Here is a 15,339-nt window from a genome sequence, read left to right as displayed (position 1 = left end):
GGCCGCGGCTCTCCGCGTCCCGCCGTCACAGGGCCGGCCGGGCCCGGGTCGCCAGGGCGCGGGCGTGCGTGCACAGGCTGTCGACGGCGGCGGTCGGGATGCGCATCCGGCGCAGCAGGTCGCGCGTGGTGCGCAGGCTCAGGGTGCTGCGCCAGGACATCCCCGGATGACGCGACCTCAAGTGGCTGAGCGCCCGGGTGTCCAGGCCCGTGCCCTGGAAGCGCGCGTCGATGTCGACGACGGTGATCACACCCTCGGCGCACGCCGGGCAGATCCGGTAGTGGACCTCCCCGACCACCTTGCGGACGTGGACGAGGAGCAGCCGCTCCTCGCCGGCGCCGGCCTCACCCGGCAGGCGCGGGGCCAGCAGCTCGATGTGGCGGTAGGCGAGGATCCTGCGGCGCAGCCGGTCCGCGATCCCCCGCCTGCGGGAGTGCCTGCCTCCCCGCCCGGCCGGGGGCGCCCCGCCGTCGGGGACCGAACGGAACAAGGTGCTCGTGGGACGCGCATGATGTCCGTGCATGGGGCGCGTGTGCCCGCAGGGCGCTCGGGGATGCTCCTGCCGACGGGTGAAAACGCCTCGTGGCGCCGGACGGCTGCGTACGGTCAGGAGGACGGCGGGGGCAGGGGTCCGGGGGGATCCTCCGGGTGGGCGCGGAGGGACTGCAGGAGCAGGGCGACGAGACGGCGGGAGGCGGCCGGCGCTCCGTGGGGGGAGTTCGCGACGACGCCGGCGTTGGCCATGAGCACGAGCCTGAGGTCACCCGGTACGAAGTCGGCGCGCAGCAGCCCGCCGTCCTGGGCCCGCCGGGTCAGCTCCGCGAAGCCGCGGGCGTTGCGGTCGAGGTCCCGCGCGAAGCCGGCCTCGCCGGAGACCGCCGCCAGGAACGCCCCCGAGAAGCCCCGGTCGGCGGCCTGCATGGCGCAGACCTTCCCGACGACCGTGCAGAAACCGCGCCAGGGGTCGGTATCCGCGAGGGCGTCGTCGACGGCCGCCAGGCACGCGGTCACCTGCTCGGCGAACACCTCGGTGATCAGTGCTTCCTTGGTGGGGAACCGCCGGTAGAGCGTCGCCACGCCGACGCCGGCGCGCCGGGCGATCTCCCGCATCGTCACATCGAGGCCCCGCTCGGCGAACGTCTCACGGGCGACCTCGACGACGCGGCTGCGGTTGCCCATCGCGTCGACGCGCAGGGCGGCGCCGGCGCCGCTCTCGGGATCGCCCGGTGTCGTCCGGCCCGCGTCAGCAGTCACGCGCCGCACTGTACCGCCGCGTCGACGAGCCGTCCCCGCGGTGCACCGCACCCGTCCGGAGCCCTCGCGCAGAGCGCGGACGGTGGGACGGCCGCCCCCTGCGGGCATGGCTCGGACGTACCGCGCCCTACGCGGAGCAGCTGCGTGCGTTCTTCCGCCCTACCGGTCGGCCACCTGAGGGCGAAGGGCCTCGGCGACCGCGGACGGGTGGCCCGTCTGTGCCGGTTCGGGCGCCAGGGTGAAGGTGATGCGGGCGCCGTTGCGGTGTTCGGGGTCGACGGAGATGGTGCCGCCGTGGAACTCGACGATCTTCTTGCACATCGCCAGGCCGATGCCGCTGCCGGGGTAGGCGTCCTTGGTGTGGAGCCGTTGGAAGATCACGAAGACCTTGTCGGCGTACTCCGGTGCGATGCCGATGCCGTTGTCGGTCACCGTGAAGCGCCACAGCGCGTCCTCCCGCACGGCCGACACGTGGACCCTCGGGATCTCGCCCGGCCTGCGGAACTTGACGGCGTTGGCGATCAGGTTCTGCCAGAGCATGCCCATCTGGGTGGGGTCGGCGACCACGGTCGGCAGCGGGTCGTGGCTGATGCTCGCCCCGGACTCCTCGACGGCGACGCTCAGCGCGGACAGGGTCCGCTCCAGCACCTCGTCCAGGTCGACCGGCCGGTGGTCGTGGTGGACCCGGCCGACGCGGGAGAAGTCGAGGAGGTCGTTGATCAGGGTCTGCATGCGGTTGGCGCCGTCGACCGCGAAGTCGATGTACTGGTCGGCCTTGGCGTCGAGCTGCCCCCCGTAGCGGCGCTGGAGGAGCTGGGTGAAGCTGGAGACCTTGCGCAGCGGCTCCTGCAGGTCGTGGGAGGCCACGTACGCGAACTGCTCCAGCTCGGCGTTGGACCGCTGGAGGTCCGCCGCCTGCGCGTCCAGCCGCAGCCGCGCCTCCTCGCTGAAGGCGAGCTCCCGTACGAGCCGGCGGCGCATGAAGTCGATCTCACCGCTCAGCCGGCGCAGGTCCGCGGGGCCGGTGGGCTCGATGGGGTGGTCGAAGTCCCCGTCGGCGATGGCGCGGGCATCCGCCCCGAGCCTTTCCAGCGGCGAGGTGATACCGCGGCGCAGCGCCTCGAAGACCAGCACCGCGAGAAGCACGATGGTCAGGGCGATCGCGCAGAACAGCCAGTTGCGCAGGCTCATGGCGGCGGCCAGGTCCTCCCGCGCCCGGACCCGGTCCGCGCGCAGCCGCTCCTGCTGGGCGCTCATGGCCGTGCGCAGCTCGTCGAAGGCGGTCTTGCCCTCCGCGGCGCGCTCCGTGGCCGGCGGTGAGGGCGCGCCGCGCGGTGAGGCGGCGATCGGCCGCGCGATCCGCTCCTGCCATGCCGCTGCGGCGTTCCGCACGGCCCTGAGGTCGGCGAGACCGGCGGCGTCGCCCGCCAGCAGGTCCGCGAGCTGCGCCGTGTACGTCGCCTCGTCGGCGAGTCCCTTCCGGTAGGGGGTGATGAAGTCCGGCGTGCCGGTGAGCCCGTAGCCCTGGATGCCGGTCTCCTGGTTGAGCAGGGCCGACTCCAGCCGGACGGCGGTGGTCAGCGCGGGCGACTTCACGTCGGCGAGGTCCGCGCTGATCGAAGCGGTCCGCCCCAGGACCCACGCCCCCGTCGCCCCGAGCAGCGCCAGGACGGCCAGGGCCGCGGCCACCCCGGCGCGCAGCCAGCGCCGGGTGGTCCACGTGGAAAGCCCCCGCGCGCGCGGCGGCCTCTCGTCGCTGGTCATCCTGTGAACTCCTCGCGTCGACGGCCGCCTTCGATCAGGTACGGCTCGCACACTCTAGAGGCGTTTCGACAACAGTTGTTGTCGCGGACCGCTCCGGGGGCCCACGGTGCCGGGTGTGCCGGGCAGGAACCCCCTCGTGCGGACGACGCCGCAGGACACGGCTCCGGCCGCGGACACGACGGCCCTGCGCTACGGGCCCGGCCGCCACCGGCCGGCACCGAACGGTTCCCGCAGGCAGCTGCCGCGGACGCCGTATCGCGCAGGCGCCGAGTACCCGGGAATCGGCGAAACATGCGGCGCGGTCCGCCGGAGCGTCCGGCAGACCGGCCAGAGCATCGACGCCTTCTACCCGGACACCGCGACCCGTCCGCCCCGCAGCTGGGGGAGCGCCCGGCCGGCCCCGCCACCGGGCCCCGGCATCAGCGACGCGTATGGAACGAGCCGGTCGCCGTCAAGCGTCCGTCATCGGGTGAACACAGCTCCGGGGGGCGGGGATAGCGTCGGTGTCGCACCCCGGGCCGCCTCCCGCGGCCGGGGGTCCCGACCGCCGGTGGTTCCCCTGGGAGGGCCCATGTGCTTGTTCCGCTACGACGACGACCCCGACCCCGACCCTGAAGAGCGGACTCCGGCCGCGCCCCTGTACGTGCCGGTCCGGCCGGGGCCCGCGCGGGTGGTGGTACGCCTCTTCCGCACCGCCCTGGGCGCCCGTACCGCCGTCGGCTTCACCAGCGCGGAGCGGCTGGCCGCCACCCTCGGCGCCGACCAGGCCTGGATCCGGCTCTCCGCATCGGCGCTCCGCGGGCTGTCCGAACCGCTCGGAGCGACCTCGCTGACCGTCGACCCGACGCTGACCGCTCCCGCACCGGCGGGCACCGCCGTGCCCGCCGTGACTGCCCTGCCTGCCGTGACCGCCGTGCCTGTCGCGTCCGCCGGGCCGTCGCCCGGGCCGGCCGTGCCCGCCGTGCCCGCCGCGCCGTCGCCCGGGCCGGCGCCCGGCGGCGTCGTGCGGGCGCCCCGGACCACGGCCCGGACCGCCTGAAGGGGATGGCGCCATGACCGTCGCCGCCTTCCCCGAGGTCACGGCCGACGCCGATGACCTGTCCCTGTGGCCCGCCTCCACGAACCGCCTCCCGCACGGCGGCCTGGCCGTCGGCGGGGTGTCGCTGGCGGAGGTCGCCGAGCGGTTCGACACCCCGGTCTACGTCCTGGACGAGGGCGAGGTCCGCGAGCGCTGCCGCACCTACCGGGCAGCCTTCCCCGAGGCCGAAGTCCTCTACGCCGCCAAGGCCTTCCTGTCCCGCGCCATGGTGCGCTGGGTGCAGGAGGAGGGTCTGGGCCTCGACGTCTGCTCCGCGGGCGAGCTGGAACTCGCCGTCACCGCGGGGTTCCCGCCCGAACGCATCGTGCTGCACGGCAACGCGAAGTCCCCCCGGGACCTCGGGAGCGCCCTGCGGCTCGGGGTGGGGCGGATCGTGATCGACGGCCCCTCCGAGATCGCCCGTATCGCCGCTGCCGTCGGACCCCTGGGACGCCAGAAGGTGATGGTGCGGGTGGTGCCGGGGGTGGCGGCCGGCGGCCACGAGAAGATCCGTACGGGCACGGACGGCCAGAAGTTCGGCCTCTCCCTCACCGACGGCTCCGCACAGCACGCCGTCGCCCGCGTCCTCGGCCGGCCGGAGCTCGAACTGACCGGCCTGCACTGCCACATCGGCTCCCAGATCACCACCGCGAAGGCCTACCTCGTGGCCCTGCGCCGCATGGTCGGGCTGATGGCCCGGATCCGCGACTGCCACGGCGTCACGCTCCCGGAGCTGGACATGGGCGGTGGTCACGGCATCGCCTACCGGCCCGGGGAGCCGGCCCTCGACCTCACCGCGCTCGCCCGCAAGCTGCGTACCGCACTGGCCGAGAGCTGCGGCGCCGCCGCTCTGCCCGTGCCGCGCCTCACCGTCGAGCCGGGGCGGGCCGTGGTGGGACCGGCGGGGGTGGCGCTGTACCGGGTGCTCGCCGTCAAGCACACCGGCGGGACGGTGTTCGTCGCCGTCGACGGCGGCATGAGCGACAACCCGCGGCCCGCCCTGTACGGGGCCCGGTACGCGCCCCGGCTCGTGGGCCGCCACTCCACGGCGGGGTACCGCACGGCCACCGTCGTCGGCCGGCACTGCGAGGCGGGCGACGTCCTCGCGGCGGACGCGCGGCTGCCCGCCGACGTCCGCCCCGGCGACCTGCTCGCCGTCCCGGTGGCCGGCGCCTACCAGCTGTCGATGGCATCCGGGTACAACATGGTCGGCCGCCCCCCGGTCATCGCGGTCCACCAGGGCACGGCGCGGGTGCTGGTCCGGCGCGAGACACTGGACGACCTCCGCGGCCGCGACATCGGCGGCTGAGCGTCGCGCCGGCGTACCGGGCGCCGCGACCCCGGCAGCCACGGGACGTCGGGGTCCGGCCTACTCCCAGTCGTCCCAGGGCGGATCCATCTCGTCCAGGTCGAAGGGCGGCTCGTCCGCGTCCGACTGCGCGGGCCGGGCCGCCGGGGCCGCCGCTGTCGGCGGCTGGCCGGTCCGGGCGGGCCGCCCGGCCGGCGCGGACGGGCCGGCGGCGGGCGCCGGCTCGGGAGCGTTGCCGGAGGCCAGGGTGTCGAGGACGCCCTGGGCGTACTTGGTGAGCTTGGCCTCGCCGACCCCGCCGATGGTGCCCAGCTCCTCCACCGTGGTGGGCAACCGGGTCGCGATCTCCCGGAGCGTCGCGTCGTGGAAGACGACGTACGCCGGCACGCCCTGTTCGCGCGCCGTCGCGGCCCGCCAGGCACGCAGGGCCAGGAAGACCGGTTCGGCCCCGGCCGGCAGGTCGACCGGGACGCGAGCGCCCTTCCCGGAGCGCGAGCCGGACTCCTTGCGCGCCGGGCCGGCGGCCGCCTTCTCCTTCCGCATCGAGACGCTGCGGCGCCCTCCGAGCACCTCGCCGCTGCCGTCCGTCAGCACGAGCGTGCCGTATTCGCCCTCCACCGCCAGCAGCCGCAGCGCCAGCAGCTGGCGCACGACACCGCGCCACTCCGCGGTGCTCAGGTCCGAGCCGACGCCGAACACCGAGAGCGCATCGTGGTCGAACTGGATGACCTTGGCCGTCTTCTTGCCCTGCAGGATGTCGATGATCTGGCCGGCGCCGAACTTCTGCCGCCGCTCCTTGTTCAGCCGCCACACCGTGGACAGCAGCTTCTGCGCCGCGACCGTCCCGTCCCAGGACTCGGCCGGTGTCAGACAGGTGTCGCAGTTGCCGCACGGCTCGCCCGACTGCCCGAAGTACGTGAGCAGTCCCGTTCGGCGGCAGTCGACCGTCTCGCACAGCGCGAGCATGGCGTCCAAGTGCATGCCCAGTGAGCGGCGGCGCGCGTCGTCGCCCTCGGAGCCCTCGATGAGCTTGCGCTGCTGCACCACGTCCTGCAGGCCGTACGCCAGCCACGCCGTGGCCGGTTCACCGTCGCGGCCGGCGCGCCCGGTCTCCTGGTAGTAGCCCTCGACCGACTTCGGAAGGTCGAGGTGGGCCACGAAACGCACGTCCGGCTTGTCGATGCCCATGCCGAAGGCGATCGTGGCGACCACCACGACGCCGTCCTCCCGCAGGAAGCGCGCCTGGTTCGCCGCGCGCGTACGGGCGTCCATGCCGGCGTGGTAGGCCACGGCGTCGATGCCCTGCTCCACCAGGAAGGCCGCGGTCTTCTCCACCGAGGCCCGCGAAAGGCAGTAGACGACGCCGGCGTCCCCGTCGTGCTCGGTCCGGATCAGCTCCAGCACCTGCTTGAGCGGGTTGTTCTTCGGGACGATGCGGTACTGGATGTTCGGCCGGTCGAAGCTGGCGACGAAGTGCCGGGCCTCTTCCAGACCGAGCCGCGCCACGATCTCGGCGTGCGTGGCCTCGGTGGCCGTCGCGGTCAGCGCGATCCGCGGCACCTTCGGCCAGCGCTCGTGCAGCATGGACAGTGCGAGGTAGTCGGGCCGGAAGTCGTGGCCCCACTGGGCGACGCAGTGCGCCTCGTCGATGGCGAAGAGCGCCACCTTGCCGCGGTCGAGCAGGCGCTGCGTGCTCTCCGTGCGCAGTCGCTCGGGGGCCAGGTAGAGGAGGTCCAGCTCGTCGTCGAGGAACGCCCGCTCGACGGCCTGCCGCTCCTGCACGTCCTGCGTCGAATTGAGGAAGCCGGCCCGTACGCCGAGGGCGGTGAGCGCGTTGACCTGGTCCTGCATCAGTGCGATCAGGGGCGAGATCACCACGCCCGTGCCGTCTCTGACGAGTGCCGGGATCTGGTAGCAGAGCGACTTGCCGCCACCGGTCGGCATCAGGACGAGGGCGTCGCCACCGCCGACGACCTGCTCGATGATCTCCTGCTGCTCACCGCGGAAAGAGGTGTATCCGAAAACGCGGTGCAGCACCTGCGATGCGTCGGAGATCTCGGGGGAAGCGTCCGGAAAGGCCATCCACGAAGCCTAACGGCACCCGCCGACACCCGGCCCCGCCGGCGGGTTCACAGGCCCGGTCCGGGGGCCGGTTCAGGGGCGCGCGGATCGGCGGCCCGGCCTCCGCGGAGACCGGGCCGCCGGTTCAGAGGACCTTCGAGAGGAAGGCGCGGGTACGGACGTGCTGGGGGTCGTCCAGGACGGCCGCCGGCGGCCCCTGCTCCACGACGGTCCCGCCGTCCATGAAGACGACGGTGTCGGCGACCTCGCGGGCGAAGCCGATCTCGTGCGTCACGATGATCATGGTGGTTCCGGCGCGGGCGAGGTCCTTGATCACGTCCAGTACTTCGCCGACCAGCTCCGGGTCGAGCGCCGAGGTCGGCTCGTCGAAGAGGAGCACCTTCGGTTCGAGGGCGAGCGCGCGGGCTATGGCCACCCGCTGCTGCTGGCCGCCCGACAGCTGCCTCGGATACGCACCCGCCTTGTCGGAGAGGCCGACGCGCTCCAGCAGCCGGTGGGCGGCCGCCTGCGCCTCCCCCCGCGGGCGGCGCAGGGCGGAGACCGGGGCCTCGACGAGGTTGTCGAGCACGGTGAGGTGCGGGAAGAGGTTGAAGTTCTGGAAGACGAAACCGACGTGCGTGCGCTGCCTGCGCACCTCCTTCTCCTTCAGCTCGTGCAGCCTGCCGCGGTGGCTGCGGTAGCCGATGAGCTCGCCGTCGATGCCGATCCAGCCGCGGTCGACCTTCTCCAGGTGGTTGATGGTCCGCAGGAGGGTCGACTTCCCCGAGCCCGAAGGGCCGAGGATCACGGTGACTTCGCCGGCGCGGACCTGCAGGTCGACGCCGCGCAGCACCTCCAGCGGCCCGAAGCTCTTGTGGACGCGGTGGACGTCGACCATGACGTCGCCCATGGGTTCTCCTTCCCGGTACGGGGCCCGGCGGCTTGGCCCGGGGGCGGTCCTCACGTGTGCTCGGCCGGGTTGATCTGCGAGGTGTCGATCGCGGAGGGGGCGGTGCCCCACTTCTGCAGGATTCGGGCGTAGGTGCCGTTCTTGATCAGTTCGTTGACCGCGGCCTGGAAGGCGGGAGTCAGCGGGGAGCCCTTCTTGAACGCGAAGCCGACGTCGAGGCGGTGGTACTCGCCGAGGAAGGTGGTCCGGGCTGCCGGCTGCGCGGCCTGGTGGCGCAGCCCGTTGATGGTCGACATGACCACGTCGATCCGGCCCTGCTGGAGGGCGGTGGTGACGGCTCCGGGCTCGGCGAAGACCTTGACCTCGTACGGCTTCCTGCCGGCCGCGGCGCACACGTCCTTCTTCGCGGTGAGGGTCTTCTCGAAGGTCGTGCCGGCCCCGGTGCCGATGGTCAGTCCGCACAGCTGGGCGAGGTCGGAGACCTGCGTGGTCAGCGTCGTGTTGCCGGTCTTGACCGCGAAGCCCTGGCCGTCGTTGATGTAGGTGACGAAGTCGATTGTCTTCAGCCGCTCGGCGGTGACGCCGAAGTTGCCGGTGCCGAAGTCGTACTTCCCGCTGCCGAGGGCGGGCAGGATCGTCTCGAACGAGGCGTCCTGGCGCTCCAGCTTCACGCCGAGGACCTTCGCCACCGCGTCGGCGATGTCGATGTCCTGGCCTGCGGGCGGCTTGTCCTGGCCGTTCGGGTAGTACGCCGAAGGCGGCGAGCCGACGGAGTTGCCGACCCTTACGGTGCCCGCCTTGCGGACGTCGGCGGGGAGCAGGCCGGCGATCGCGTCCACGGTCCGCAGGCCGGCGACCGGGTCGTCGGCCGGTGCGGGGGCGGCCTGGGCGCCCGCCGCCACCGGAGCTCCGCCTCCCGAGCCGCAGCCGGTGAGCGCCAGGAGGGGCAGGAGCGGCAGGAGGACGGCGGCGGTGCGCAGGCGGGTGCGGATCCCGTTCCCGGGGAGGTTCACAGCGGGGAGGCCTTTCCGTTGCGGTGCGTGGTGGCGGTGCGGTGGGTGGTGGCGGTGTGGTGGGTGGTCGCGGTGTGGTGCGGTGCCGGTCGTGCGGGCGGTGTGTGGTGGCGGTGCCGGTCGTGCGGGCAGTGGGTGGTGGCCGTGCCGGTCGGGGTGGCTTCGTGCGACGGGCGGGCTGCGGAGGTCACCCGCGCACCGGCGCGGGATGCGGGTGTGCGGGGCGCGCCGCGTGCGCCGTCTCGCGATCGGCCTCCACGTCGGCGGCGATCTCCGCGTCCCGCTTCGCGACCTCCTCGCGGACGATCGGGATCACGTACCGTCCGAAGTCGACGGCGTCGCCCAGCAGGTCGTAGCCGCGGGCCGAGAGGATGTCGACGCCGAGGTCGTAGTAGTCCAGCAGCGCCTTGGCGACCGTCTCCGGGGTGCCGACCAGGGCGTTGGAGTTGCCCGCGTTGGGCCGGTGGGCGAGCAGGATCTGGAGGCGGTCCAGTCTGCTCGCGATGTACGCGGCTGCCGGGGCGGGGTCCGGGGTGCCGGAGCCGTAGGCGAACAGCACCCGGTCCCAGCCGTGGTCCTCGTGTGCTCGGGCGAGCCGGAGCGTGTACTCCCTGTCGAAGGCGCCGCCGGAGCGTGCGGTGGTTTCGGAGCCGTCGTTGGTCGCGGCGATGCCGAGGAATTCCGCGGGCATGGGGGTGGCCTTTCGCAGGGGGCGCGCCACCGCTCGCGGACAGCGCGAACTGCCGCGCGGGGTGCGGTGTCTGAGGCGCCCTCAGGTGGATGAATGCGAGGCGGTGCAGGCGTGACGACGCGGGACGTCGGATGAGCGGGGGTGGCGGCAGCGCACGTCCGGGCTCGCGGCACCGCGTCCGCACACGGGGCGGCGCCCGGGTGCGGAGGTGGTGGTGCGAAGGGGGAGCTCGGCCCGCGACGGGGTCACCGAGGGAGGGAAGGGCCGGTCAGACAGCCCGCTGCCGAATCAGGCGCAACACGCCGCGGACCACACGCGACCGAAGTCGATGTAGTCGCGCGAGACCAGGCGCTGATGGGCATTCATACGACTACTTGAGCAGCACATGACGCTCTTCGTCAAGCAGCGGCTCGGATGCCGGACACCGCGGCCGGCCGGGCCGACGGCGGTTGACATGCCCGTGCCGCAGGCACATACGATCGCCCCGGAAGGTCCGCGCCGTGCGTGCGGGTCCTTCCGGCCGCGTTGAGGGACGCGGCGAGCGTGACGACACGGGGACAGCCCCCCGGCGGCGCCGCAGTCACGCGGCGCCCGTGCCGCGCCGCGGCGCGCGACGCCGGGTGATCGCCCACGCCCGCGTTCCCTCCCCTGGAGAGCCGCCCCATGGCCACCCCTTCCGACGTCTCCGACGCCTCCGCCCTTCCCCACGCCCCCGCGGCGGCCGATCCGGTGATGAAACCCCCGGGGGCGCACGGCGCGCCCCGCGCGCCCGGCCCCGACCTGCCGCCGATCGTGCCGCGCCGGCGCTACGGGCTCTGGCTCTCCGCCGCGGCAGCGCTGTTCGTGTCCGCGATGGCGCTGGTGTCCGTCGTGCGCAACGAGGCCTTCCAATGGGAGCTGGTGGGGCAGTACTTCACCACCTCCGCCGTGCTCGACGGGCTGCTGCTGACCCTGTGGCTGACCGGTGCGGTGATGGTGCTCGGCTTCCTCCTCGGCACCCTCCTCGCGGTGATGCGGCTTTCCGACAATCCGGTGCTGCGGACGCTGAGTTGGGGGTTCGTATGGATCTTCCGGTCCACGCCCCTGCTGGTGCAGCTGCTGTTCTGGTTCAACATCGGCGCCCTGTACCCGACGCTCGGACTCGGCATCCCGTACGGCCCCGAGTTCTTCTCCGTCAAGACGGTGAACCTGCTCGGCCCGACCCTCACCGCGGTCATCGGCCTGACCCTGCACGAGAGCGCGTACGCCGCCGAGGTGGTGCGCGGCGGCATCCTCTCCGTGGATCCCGGCCAGACCGAGGCCGCGCAGGCGCTCGGCCTCAGCAAGCGGCGCACCCTGCGCCGGATCGTGGTACCCCAGGCGATGCGCTCGATCGTGCCGACGGCCGGGAACATGCTGATCGGTACGCTCAAGGGCACGAGCATCGTCAGCGTGTTGGCCGTGCACGACCTGCTGTACTCGGTGCAGCTGGTCTACAACCAGAACTACCAGGTCATCCCGCTGCTGATGGTCGCCACCCTCTGGTACATCGCCGTGACCACCGTGTTGAGCGCCGGGCAGTACCACGTCGAGCGGTACTACGCGCGCGGCTCCACCCGCGGCCTGCCGCCCACGCCGCTGCAGCGGCTGCGCGGGCAGCTGACCTCCCTCCGGGCCCACTTTGACGACAGGACCTAGTGCTGTGACCGGAGCGGCGCGGTACTAGCCGGGGAGGGGTTCGCCCGCGGCCAGGCCGAGGGGGACGAGGACTTCGATCCGCTTACCGCCGGCGGGCACGGGGGTGACGGTGACGTGCTGCGAGAGGCGCGCGACGAGCGGCCAGCCGTAGCCGCCGACGACACCCGCCCCGGCCTCCCGCGGGCGGACGGTGGGGAATTCGCTCCGGGCGTCGCCGATCGTCAGCCGCAGTCCCTCCGCGCCCACCTCGGCTTCGAACTCCGTGATCCCGCCGCCGTGCCGGAGCGCGTTGGTCACCAGCTCCGAGACCACGAGCAGGACGTCGGCCAGGAAGGCCTCCCGCTCCGCACTGCCCAGTACGGGCCCCGACTCCACCAGCTCACGGACGTACGACCGTGCCTGCGCGGCGGTGCGCGGCAGCGCGCAGTGGTCTCCGGTCTCCCCGGTGTACATGGTCATCGCCGTCCGTTTCACCTCTGAAAGCCCAGCGCGGTGAGGGAGTCCGGGGCGACGGTGAACGCCGCGAGCGTCCCAGTGATCTCGAAGAGCCGCGCGACCTCCACGGTGAACGGACCCGCGAGCACGAACGTCCGGCCCGCTTCCCGGTGGGCGCGCTGCTGGGTGAGCAGCACGTGGAGGATGGAGGAGTCCGCGAAGCTGGTCTCCGACAGGTCGACGACCGTGCCCGCGAACCGCGAGGTGGTGCCCGCGCTCAGCGCCTCCTCCAGGACGGGCGCCGTATCGGCGTCGACGTCCCCGCTCACCCGCACCCAGACGCTGTCGGAAACGATCTCACTGACCACGAGACCGCCGAGATCCTGCGACACCCCAGCTCTCCTCACCCTGCTCACCCGCCGAGCCTTCCCTCACGGGTTGCGAAACCCCGGGCGCGGGCCCGGGAGTGAGAAGCCTACCGGGGCCCGCGTCGGCGGGGAGGGGCCGCTCGGGAGGGAGCGGCCCCGGGGGATGCGTTCGTACGGCGTCCGCGGTCGGGTGTTACTTCGGCATCAGGACGGTGTCGACGATGTAGACGTTGGCGTTGGCGGTCTTGACGTTGCCGCAGACGACGTTGGAGGTTCCGTTGACCTTGTAGGCCTCGCCCGATCCGGCGGTGGTGAGCTTGGTCTTCTCCAGGGTGTCGAAGGAGCCGTTCTCCAGCTGCTTCGGCGTGAGCTTCTCGCCCACGACGTGGTAGGTGAGGATCTTGGTGAGGGTGGCCTTGTCGGCGAGGACCTTGTCCAGGTCGGCCTTCGGGATCTTGGCGAAGGCCTCGTTGGTCGGGGCGAAGACGGTGATGTCCTTCGCGTTGTTGAGGGTGTCGACGAGTCCGGCCTGCTTGACCGCGGCGACCAGGGTGGACAGCGCCGGGTTGTTGGAGGCGGCGGTCGCGACCGGGTCCTTGGCCATGCCGTCGAAGGAACCGGCGCCGTCGGCCGGTACGCCGGCGCACGCGGGGCCGAAGGGCTCGTCCCCGGCCGTCGAGGCGTCCGGGGCGGCCGACTGCGAGGCCGGGGCCTCCGTGGTCTTGCCGGCGGCGGGCCCGGACGCGCTGTCGCTGCCGGAGTCGGAGCACGCGGCGAGCGAGAGGGGCAGGACGGCCGCCGCGGCGACGGCGAGGGCGGTACGGCGGATGCGCAGGGTGCTGGACATGGTGGCTTTTCTCCTGGTGGGTGTGGGAACTGCTGATCGGGAGTGTCGGGTGGTCTGCTGTCCGGCCCTGGAGGGGGCCGGTGGTCGGGGGGTCATCCGGCGGTCACGAAGACGCTGTGCCAGCCGCTCGCTCCGTCGGGGATGGTGCGGGCGCGCTCCTCGGTCTGGACCTGGCCGGTGCCGTCGGTCGCGCGGACGGTGAGGTTGTGGCCGCCGGGGGTGGTCTTCCAGGGGAAGGACCACTGCCGCCAGGTGTCGAGGCCCGCCTGGGGGGCGAGGTCGGCGTCCTGCCAGGGTCCGTCGTCGATCCGTACCTCGACCCGGTCGATTCCGCGGTGCTGCGCCCAGGCCACGCCGGCGACCGTGACGACCGGCCCGGCGGGCCGGGCGAACGGCTTGGGGGTGTCGATGCGGGCCTGCGTCTTGATCGGTGCCTTGCGGGCCCACTTGCGCTTGACCCAGTACGGGTCGTAGGCGTCGAAGGTGGTCAGCTCGATGTCCTCGATCCACTTGCAGGCGGACACGTACCCGTACAGTCCGGGCACCAGCATCCGGACCGGGAAGCCGTGGTCGAAGGGGAGCGGCTCGCCGTTCATGCCGACGGCGAGCATCGCGTCCCGGCCGTCCATCACGTCCTCGACCGGGGAGCCGAGGGTCATCCCGTCCACGGACCGGGCGACCAGCTGGTCGGCGGCGCCGCCGTCGGACGGGGGCTTCACCCCGCACTCGCGCAGCAGGTCCGCCAGGCGCACGCCCAGCCAGCGGGCATGGCCGATGTAGGGGCCGCCGACCTCGTTGGAGACGCAGGTCAGGGTGATGTCCCGCTCGATCAGCGGGCGTTCGACGAGGTCCTGGAAGGTGTAGGTCCGGGGCCGGGGGACGCCCTTGCCGTGGATGCGCAGGCGCCAGGTGGCGGCATCGACCGTGGGGACGACGAGGGCGGTGTCGACGCGGTAGAAGTCCTTGTTCGGCGTGGTGAAGGGGCTGATGCCCGCCACCTTCAGCTGCGCCCCGGCCGGAAGGGGAGGCGCCGGCGACGCCGGTGCGGGCAGCAGGACCGCGGCCCGGGAGGCCGCGGCGCCCTTCCCGCTCCTGCCGGTCAGCATCCGCCCCAGCGCGCCCGCCCCGGTGGCCGCGACCGCCGTGGCGGAGGCCGCCACCAGGAAGCCCCGGCGCGACCAGGACGCATCGGCCCGGTCGGTACCCGACGCGGAGGCGGGAGAGGAGCACCTGCCGGCGAGGAGGTAGAGGACCGCCGCGCCGGTGAGCGCGCCCACCAGCGAGGGCAGGACGTCCGCGGCTCCCCCGCTGTCGGGACGGGTGAGCGCGGCGGCCGCACCGACGGCGCCGAAGACCATCACGCCCGCGGCGCCGGAGCGCCGGTGGCGCAGGGAGACGATGCCCAGCACGACGGCGAGGAGGGCCAGGGTGGCAAGGATGCCGAGCTGGAGGACGATCTTGTCGTTCTCCCCGAAGGTACGGATCGCGTAGTCCTTGAGGGCCGCAGGCGTCCGGTCGATCGCCGCACCGCCGACCACGGTCACCGGGCCGGCCTGCGGCCGCACCAGCGACGCCACCAGTTCGGCCACCGCGAGAGCGGTGAAACCGGCCAGCAGGCCGGCGACGGCGCCCGGCGCGCCGCGGGAGAGGGTCGTGCGGAAGGTGCTCACACTTCGTATTCGCTCTGCTCCGGACGGCGGATTGGTCCGTCCATCGATCGGATGAGAAAACAGTTCCCGTTGACGGCGCCGCCCCTCCTGCAGCCACCGCCGTCGGACCGCGCGGACCCCGGCCGTTTGGGCGACCGCGATCGGGTCATACGGGGAGTACGGAGGCGGTGAGGAGCGGCGCGGTCCCCGTGTCGGACCCGAGTCGGGGGGGGGGGGCCCCCGGGGGCGCCCGCCCGCGGGCGGGGGTGTGGGGCGCGCCCGC

Annotated in this window: 15 protein-coding genes; 3 read left to right on the top strand and 12 right to left on the bottom strand. The window is 73.3% G+C overall.

The annotated features are described in order from the left end of the window. Window positions 1–25: 25 nt before the first annotated feature. From ACFWU6_RS10955 to ACFWU6_RS10945, 3 genes are all read right to left on the bottom strand, one after another. Entirely contained in the window at window positions 26–490 is a 465-nt protein-coding gene (locus ACFWU6_RS10955; RefSeq protein WP_383801035.1) for a hypothetical protein, read from the bottom strand. Window positions 491–606: 116 nt separating this feature from the next. Continuing rightward, entirely contained in the window at window positions 607–1,254 is a 648-nt protein-coding gene (locus ACFWU6_RS10950; protein ID WP_383801033.1) for a TetR/AcrR family transcriptional regulator, read from the bottom strand. Between the two features lie 159 nt (window positions 1,255–1,413). Continuing rightward, window positions 1,414–3,018 (bottom strand): ATP-binding protein, encoded by a 1,605-nt coding sequence (locus tag ACFWU6_RS10945; protein ID WP_383980454.1) that lies wholly within the window; start codon window positions 3,016–3,018, stop codon window positions 1,414–1,416. A 571-nt stretch (window positions 3,019–3,589) separates the two neighbouring features. Between ACFWU6_RS10945 and ACFWU6_RS10940 the strand changes: the two genes are divergently transcribed. After that, complete coding sequence (locus tag ACFWU6_RS10940; protein ID WP_383801027.1) at window positions 3,590–4,057, top strand: SAV_915 family protein; 468 nt, start codon at window positions 3,590–3,592, stop codon at window positions 4,055–4,057. 13 nt (window positions 4,058–4,070) lie between these two features. Next, a complete protein-coding gene (lysA, locus tag ACFWU6_RS10935; protein ID WP_383980452.1) occupies window positions 4,071–5,405 on the top strand; it encodes a diaminopimelate decarboxylase in 1,335 nt (444 codons plus the stop codon). Between the two features lie 60 nt (window positions 5,406–5,465). On the opposite strand, the gene recQ is transcribed toward lysA, so the two are convergent. The 5 genes from recQ to ACFWU6_RS10910 all read right to left on the bottom strand — a co-directional run bounded on the left by recQ (window position 5,466) and on the right by ACFWU6_RS10910 (window position 10,080). Next, complete coding sequence (gene recQ / locus ACFWU6_RS10930; protein WP_383980450.1) at window positions 5,466–7,487, bottom strand: DNA helicase RecQ; 2,022 nt, start codon at window positions 7,485–7,487, stop codon at window positions 5,466–5,468. Between the two features lie 124 nt (window positions 7,488–7,611). Continuing rightward, window positions 7,612–8,376, bottom strand: a complete 765-nt coding sequence (locus ACFWU6_RS10925) for an amino acid ABC transporter ATP-binding protein (RefSeq protein ID WP_383980448.1) — start codon at window positions 8,374–8,376, stop codon at window positions 7,612–7,614. Window positions 8,377–8,426: 50 nt separating this feature from the next. Then, window positions 8,427–9,389 carry an ABC transporter substrate-binding protein gene (locus tag ACFWU6_RS10920; RefSeq protein WP_383812698.1) on the bottom strand — a complete coding sequence of 321 codons (963 nt, stop codon included), beginning with the start codon at window positions 9,387–9,389 and terminating at the stop codon, window positions 8,427–8,429. Beyond that, window positions 9,386–9,580, bottom strand: coding sequence for a hypothetical protein (locus tag ACFWU6_RS10915; RefSeq protein ID WP_383980446.1), 195 nt, complete (start codon window positions 9,578–9,580; stop codon window positions 9,386–9,388). Before ACFWU6_RS10915 ends, ACFWU6_RS10920 begins: the two co-directional genes overlap by 4 nt. Next, window positions 9,577–10,080, bottom strand: coding sequence for an LLM class flavin-dependent oxidoreductase (locus ACFWU6_RS10910; RefSeq protein ID WP_383812697.1), 504 nt, complete (start codon window positions 10,078–10,080; stop codon window positions 9,577–9,579). Before ACFWU6_RS10910 ends, ACFWU6_RS10915 begins: the two co-directional genes overlap by 4 nt. A gap of 663 nt (window positions 10,081–10,743) precedes the next feature. Here ACFWU6_RS10910 and ACFWU6_RS10905 point away from each other — a divergent pair. Then, window positions 10,744–11,757 carry an ABC transporter permease subunit gene (locus tag ACFWU6_RS10905; RefSeq protein ID WP_383980444.1) on the top strand — a complete coding sequence of 338 codons (1,014 nt, stop codon included), beginning with the start codon at window positions 10,744–10,746 and terminating at the stop codon, window positions 11,755–11,757. Between the two features lie 24 nt (window positions 11,758–11,781). Here the strand turns inward: ACFWU6_RS10905 and ACFWU6_RS10900 are convergent, their stop codons facing one another. The 4 genes from ACFWU6_RS10900 to ACFWU6_RS10885 all read right to left on the bottom strand — a co-directional run bounded on the left by ACFWU6_RS10900 (window position 11,782) and on the right by ACFWU6_RS10885 (window position 15,086). Then, complete coding sequence (locus tag ACFWU6_RS10900) at window positions 11,782–12,216, bottom strand: ATP-binding protein (RefSeq protein ID WP_383980442.1); 435 nt, start codon at window positions 12,214–12,216, stop codon at window positions 11,782–11,784. 11 nt (window positions 12,217–12,227) lie between these two features. Then, window positions 12,228–12,584, bottom strand: a complete 357-nt coding sequence (locus ACFWU6_RS10895; RefSeq protein ID WP_383812691.1) for an STAS domain-containing protein — start codon at window positions 12,582–12,584, stop codon at window positions 12,228–12,230. A gap of 169 nt (window positions 12,585–12,753) precedes the next feature. After that, window positions 12,754–13,407: a fasciclin domain-containing protein gene (locus tag ACFWU6_RS10890; protein WP_383812690.1), complete on the bottom strand. Its 654-nt coding sequence runs from the start codon at window positions 13,405–13,407 to the stop codon at window positions 12,754–12,756. 92 nt (window positions 13,408–13,499) lie between these two features. Then, window positions 13,500–15,086 (bottom strand): molybdopterin-dependent oxidoreductase, encoded by a 1,587-nt coding sequence (locus tag ACFWU6_RS10885; RefSeq protein ID WP_383980497.1) that lies wholly within the window; start codon window positions 15,084–15,086, stop codon window positions 13,500–13,502. Window positions 15,087–15,339 lie beyond the last annotated feature (253 nt).

Source organism: Streptomyces sp. NPDC058674, from assembly GCF_042716505.1.
GTDB lineage: Bacteria > Actinomycetota > Actinomycetes > Streptomycetales > Streptomycetaceae > Streptomyces.
Note: the sequence above shows the minus strand (reverse complement) of the source record. Positions and strands in the feature narration are given on the sequence as shown.

What these genes read in the sequence shown, in the direction of transcription:
- recQ (WP_383980450.1), bottom strand. Translation starts at nt 7,487, where the DNA reads ATGGCCTTTCCGGACGCTTCCCCCGAGATCTCCGACGCATCGCAGGTG.
- ACFWU6_RS10940 (WP_383801027.1), top strand. Translation starts at nt 3,590, where the DNA reads ATGTGCTTGTTCCGCTACGACGACGACCCCGACCCCGACCCTGAAGAG.
- ACFWU6_RS10945 (WP_383980454.1), bottom strand. Translation starts at nt 3,018, where the DNA reads ATGACCAGCGACGAGAGGCCGCCGCGCGCGCGGGGGCTTTCCACGTGG.
- ACFWU6_RS10905 (WP_383980444.1), top strand. Translation starts at nt 10,744, where the DNA reads ATGGCCACCCCTTCCGACGTCTCCGACGCCTCCGCCCTTCCCCACGCC.
- lysA (WP_383980452.1), top strand. Translation starts at nt 4,071, where the DNA reads ATGACCGTCGCCGCCTTCCCCGAGGTCACGGCCGACGCCGATGACCTG.
- ACFWU6_RS10925 (WP_383980448.1), bottom strand. Translation starts at nt 8,376, where the DNA reads ATGGGCGACGTCATGGTCGACGTCCACCGCGTCCACAAGAGCTTCGGG.
- ACFWU6_RS10900 (WP_383980442.1), bottom strand. Translation starts at nt 12,216, where the DNA reads ATGACCATGTACACCGGGGAGACCGGAGACCACTGCGCGCTGCCGCGC.
- ACFWU6_RS10910 (WP_383812697.1), bottom strand. Translation starts at nt 10,080, where the DNA reads ATGCCCGCGGAATTCCTCGGCATCGCCGCGACCAACGACGGCTCCGAA.
- ACFWU6_RS10890 (WP_383812690.1), bottom strand. Translation starts at nt 13,407, where the DNA reads ATGTCCAGCACCCTGCGCATCCGCCGTACCGCCCTCGCCGTCGCCGCG.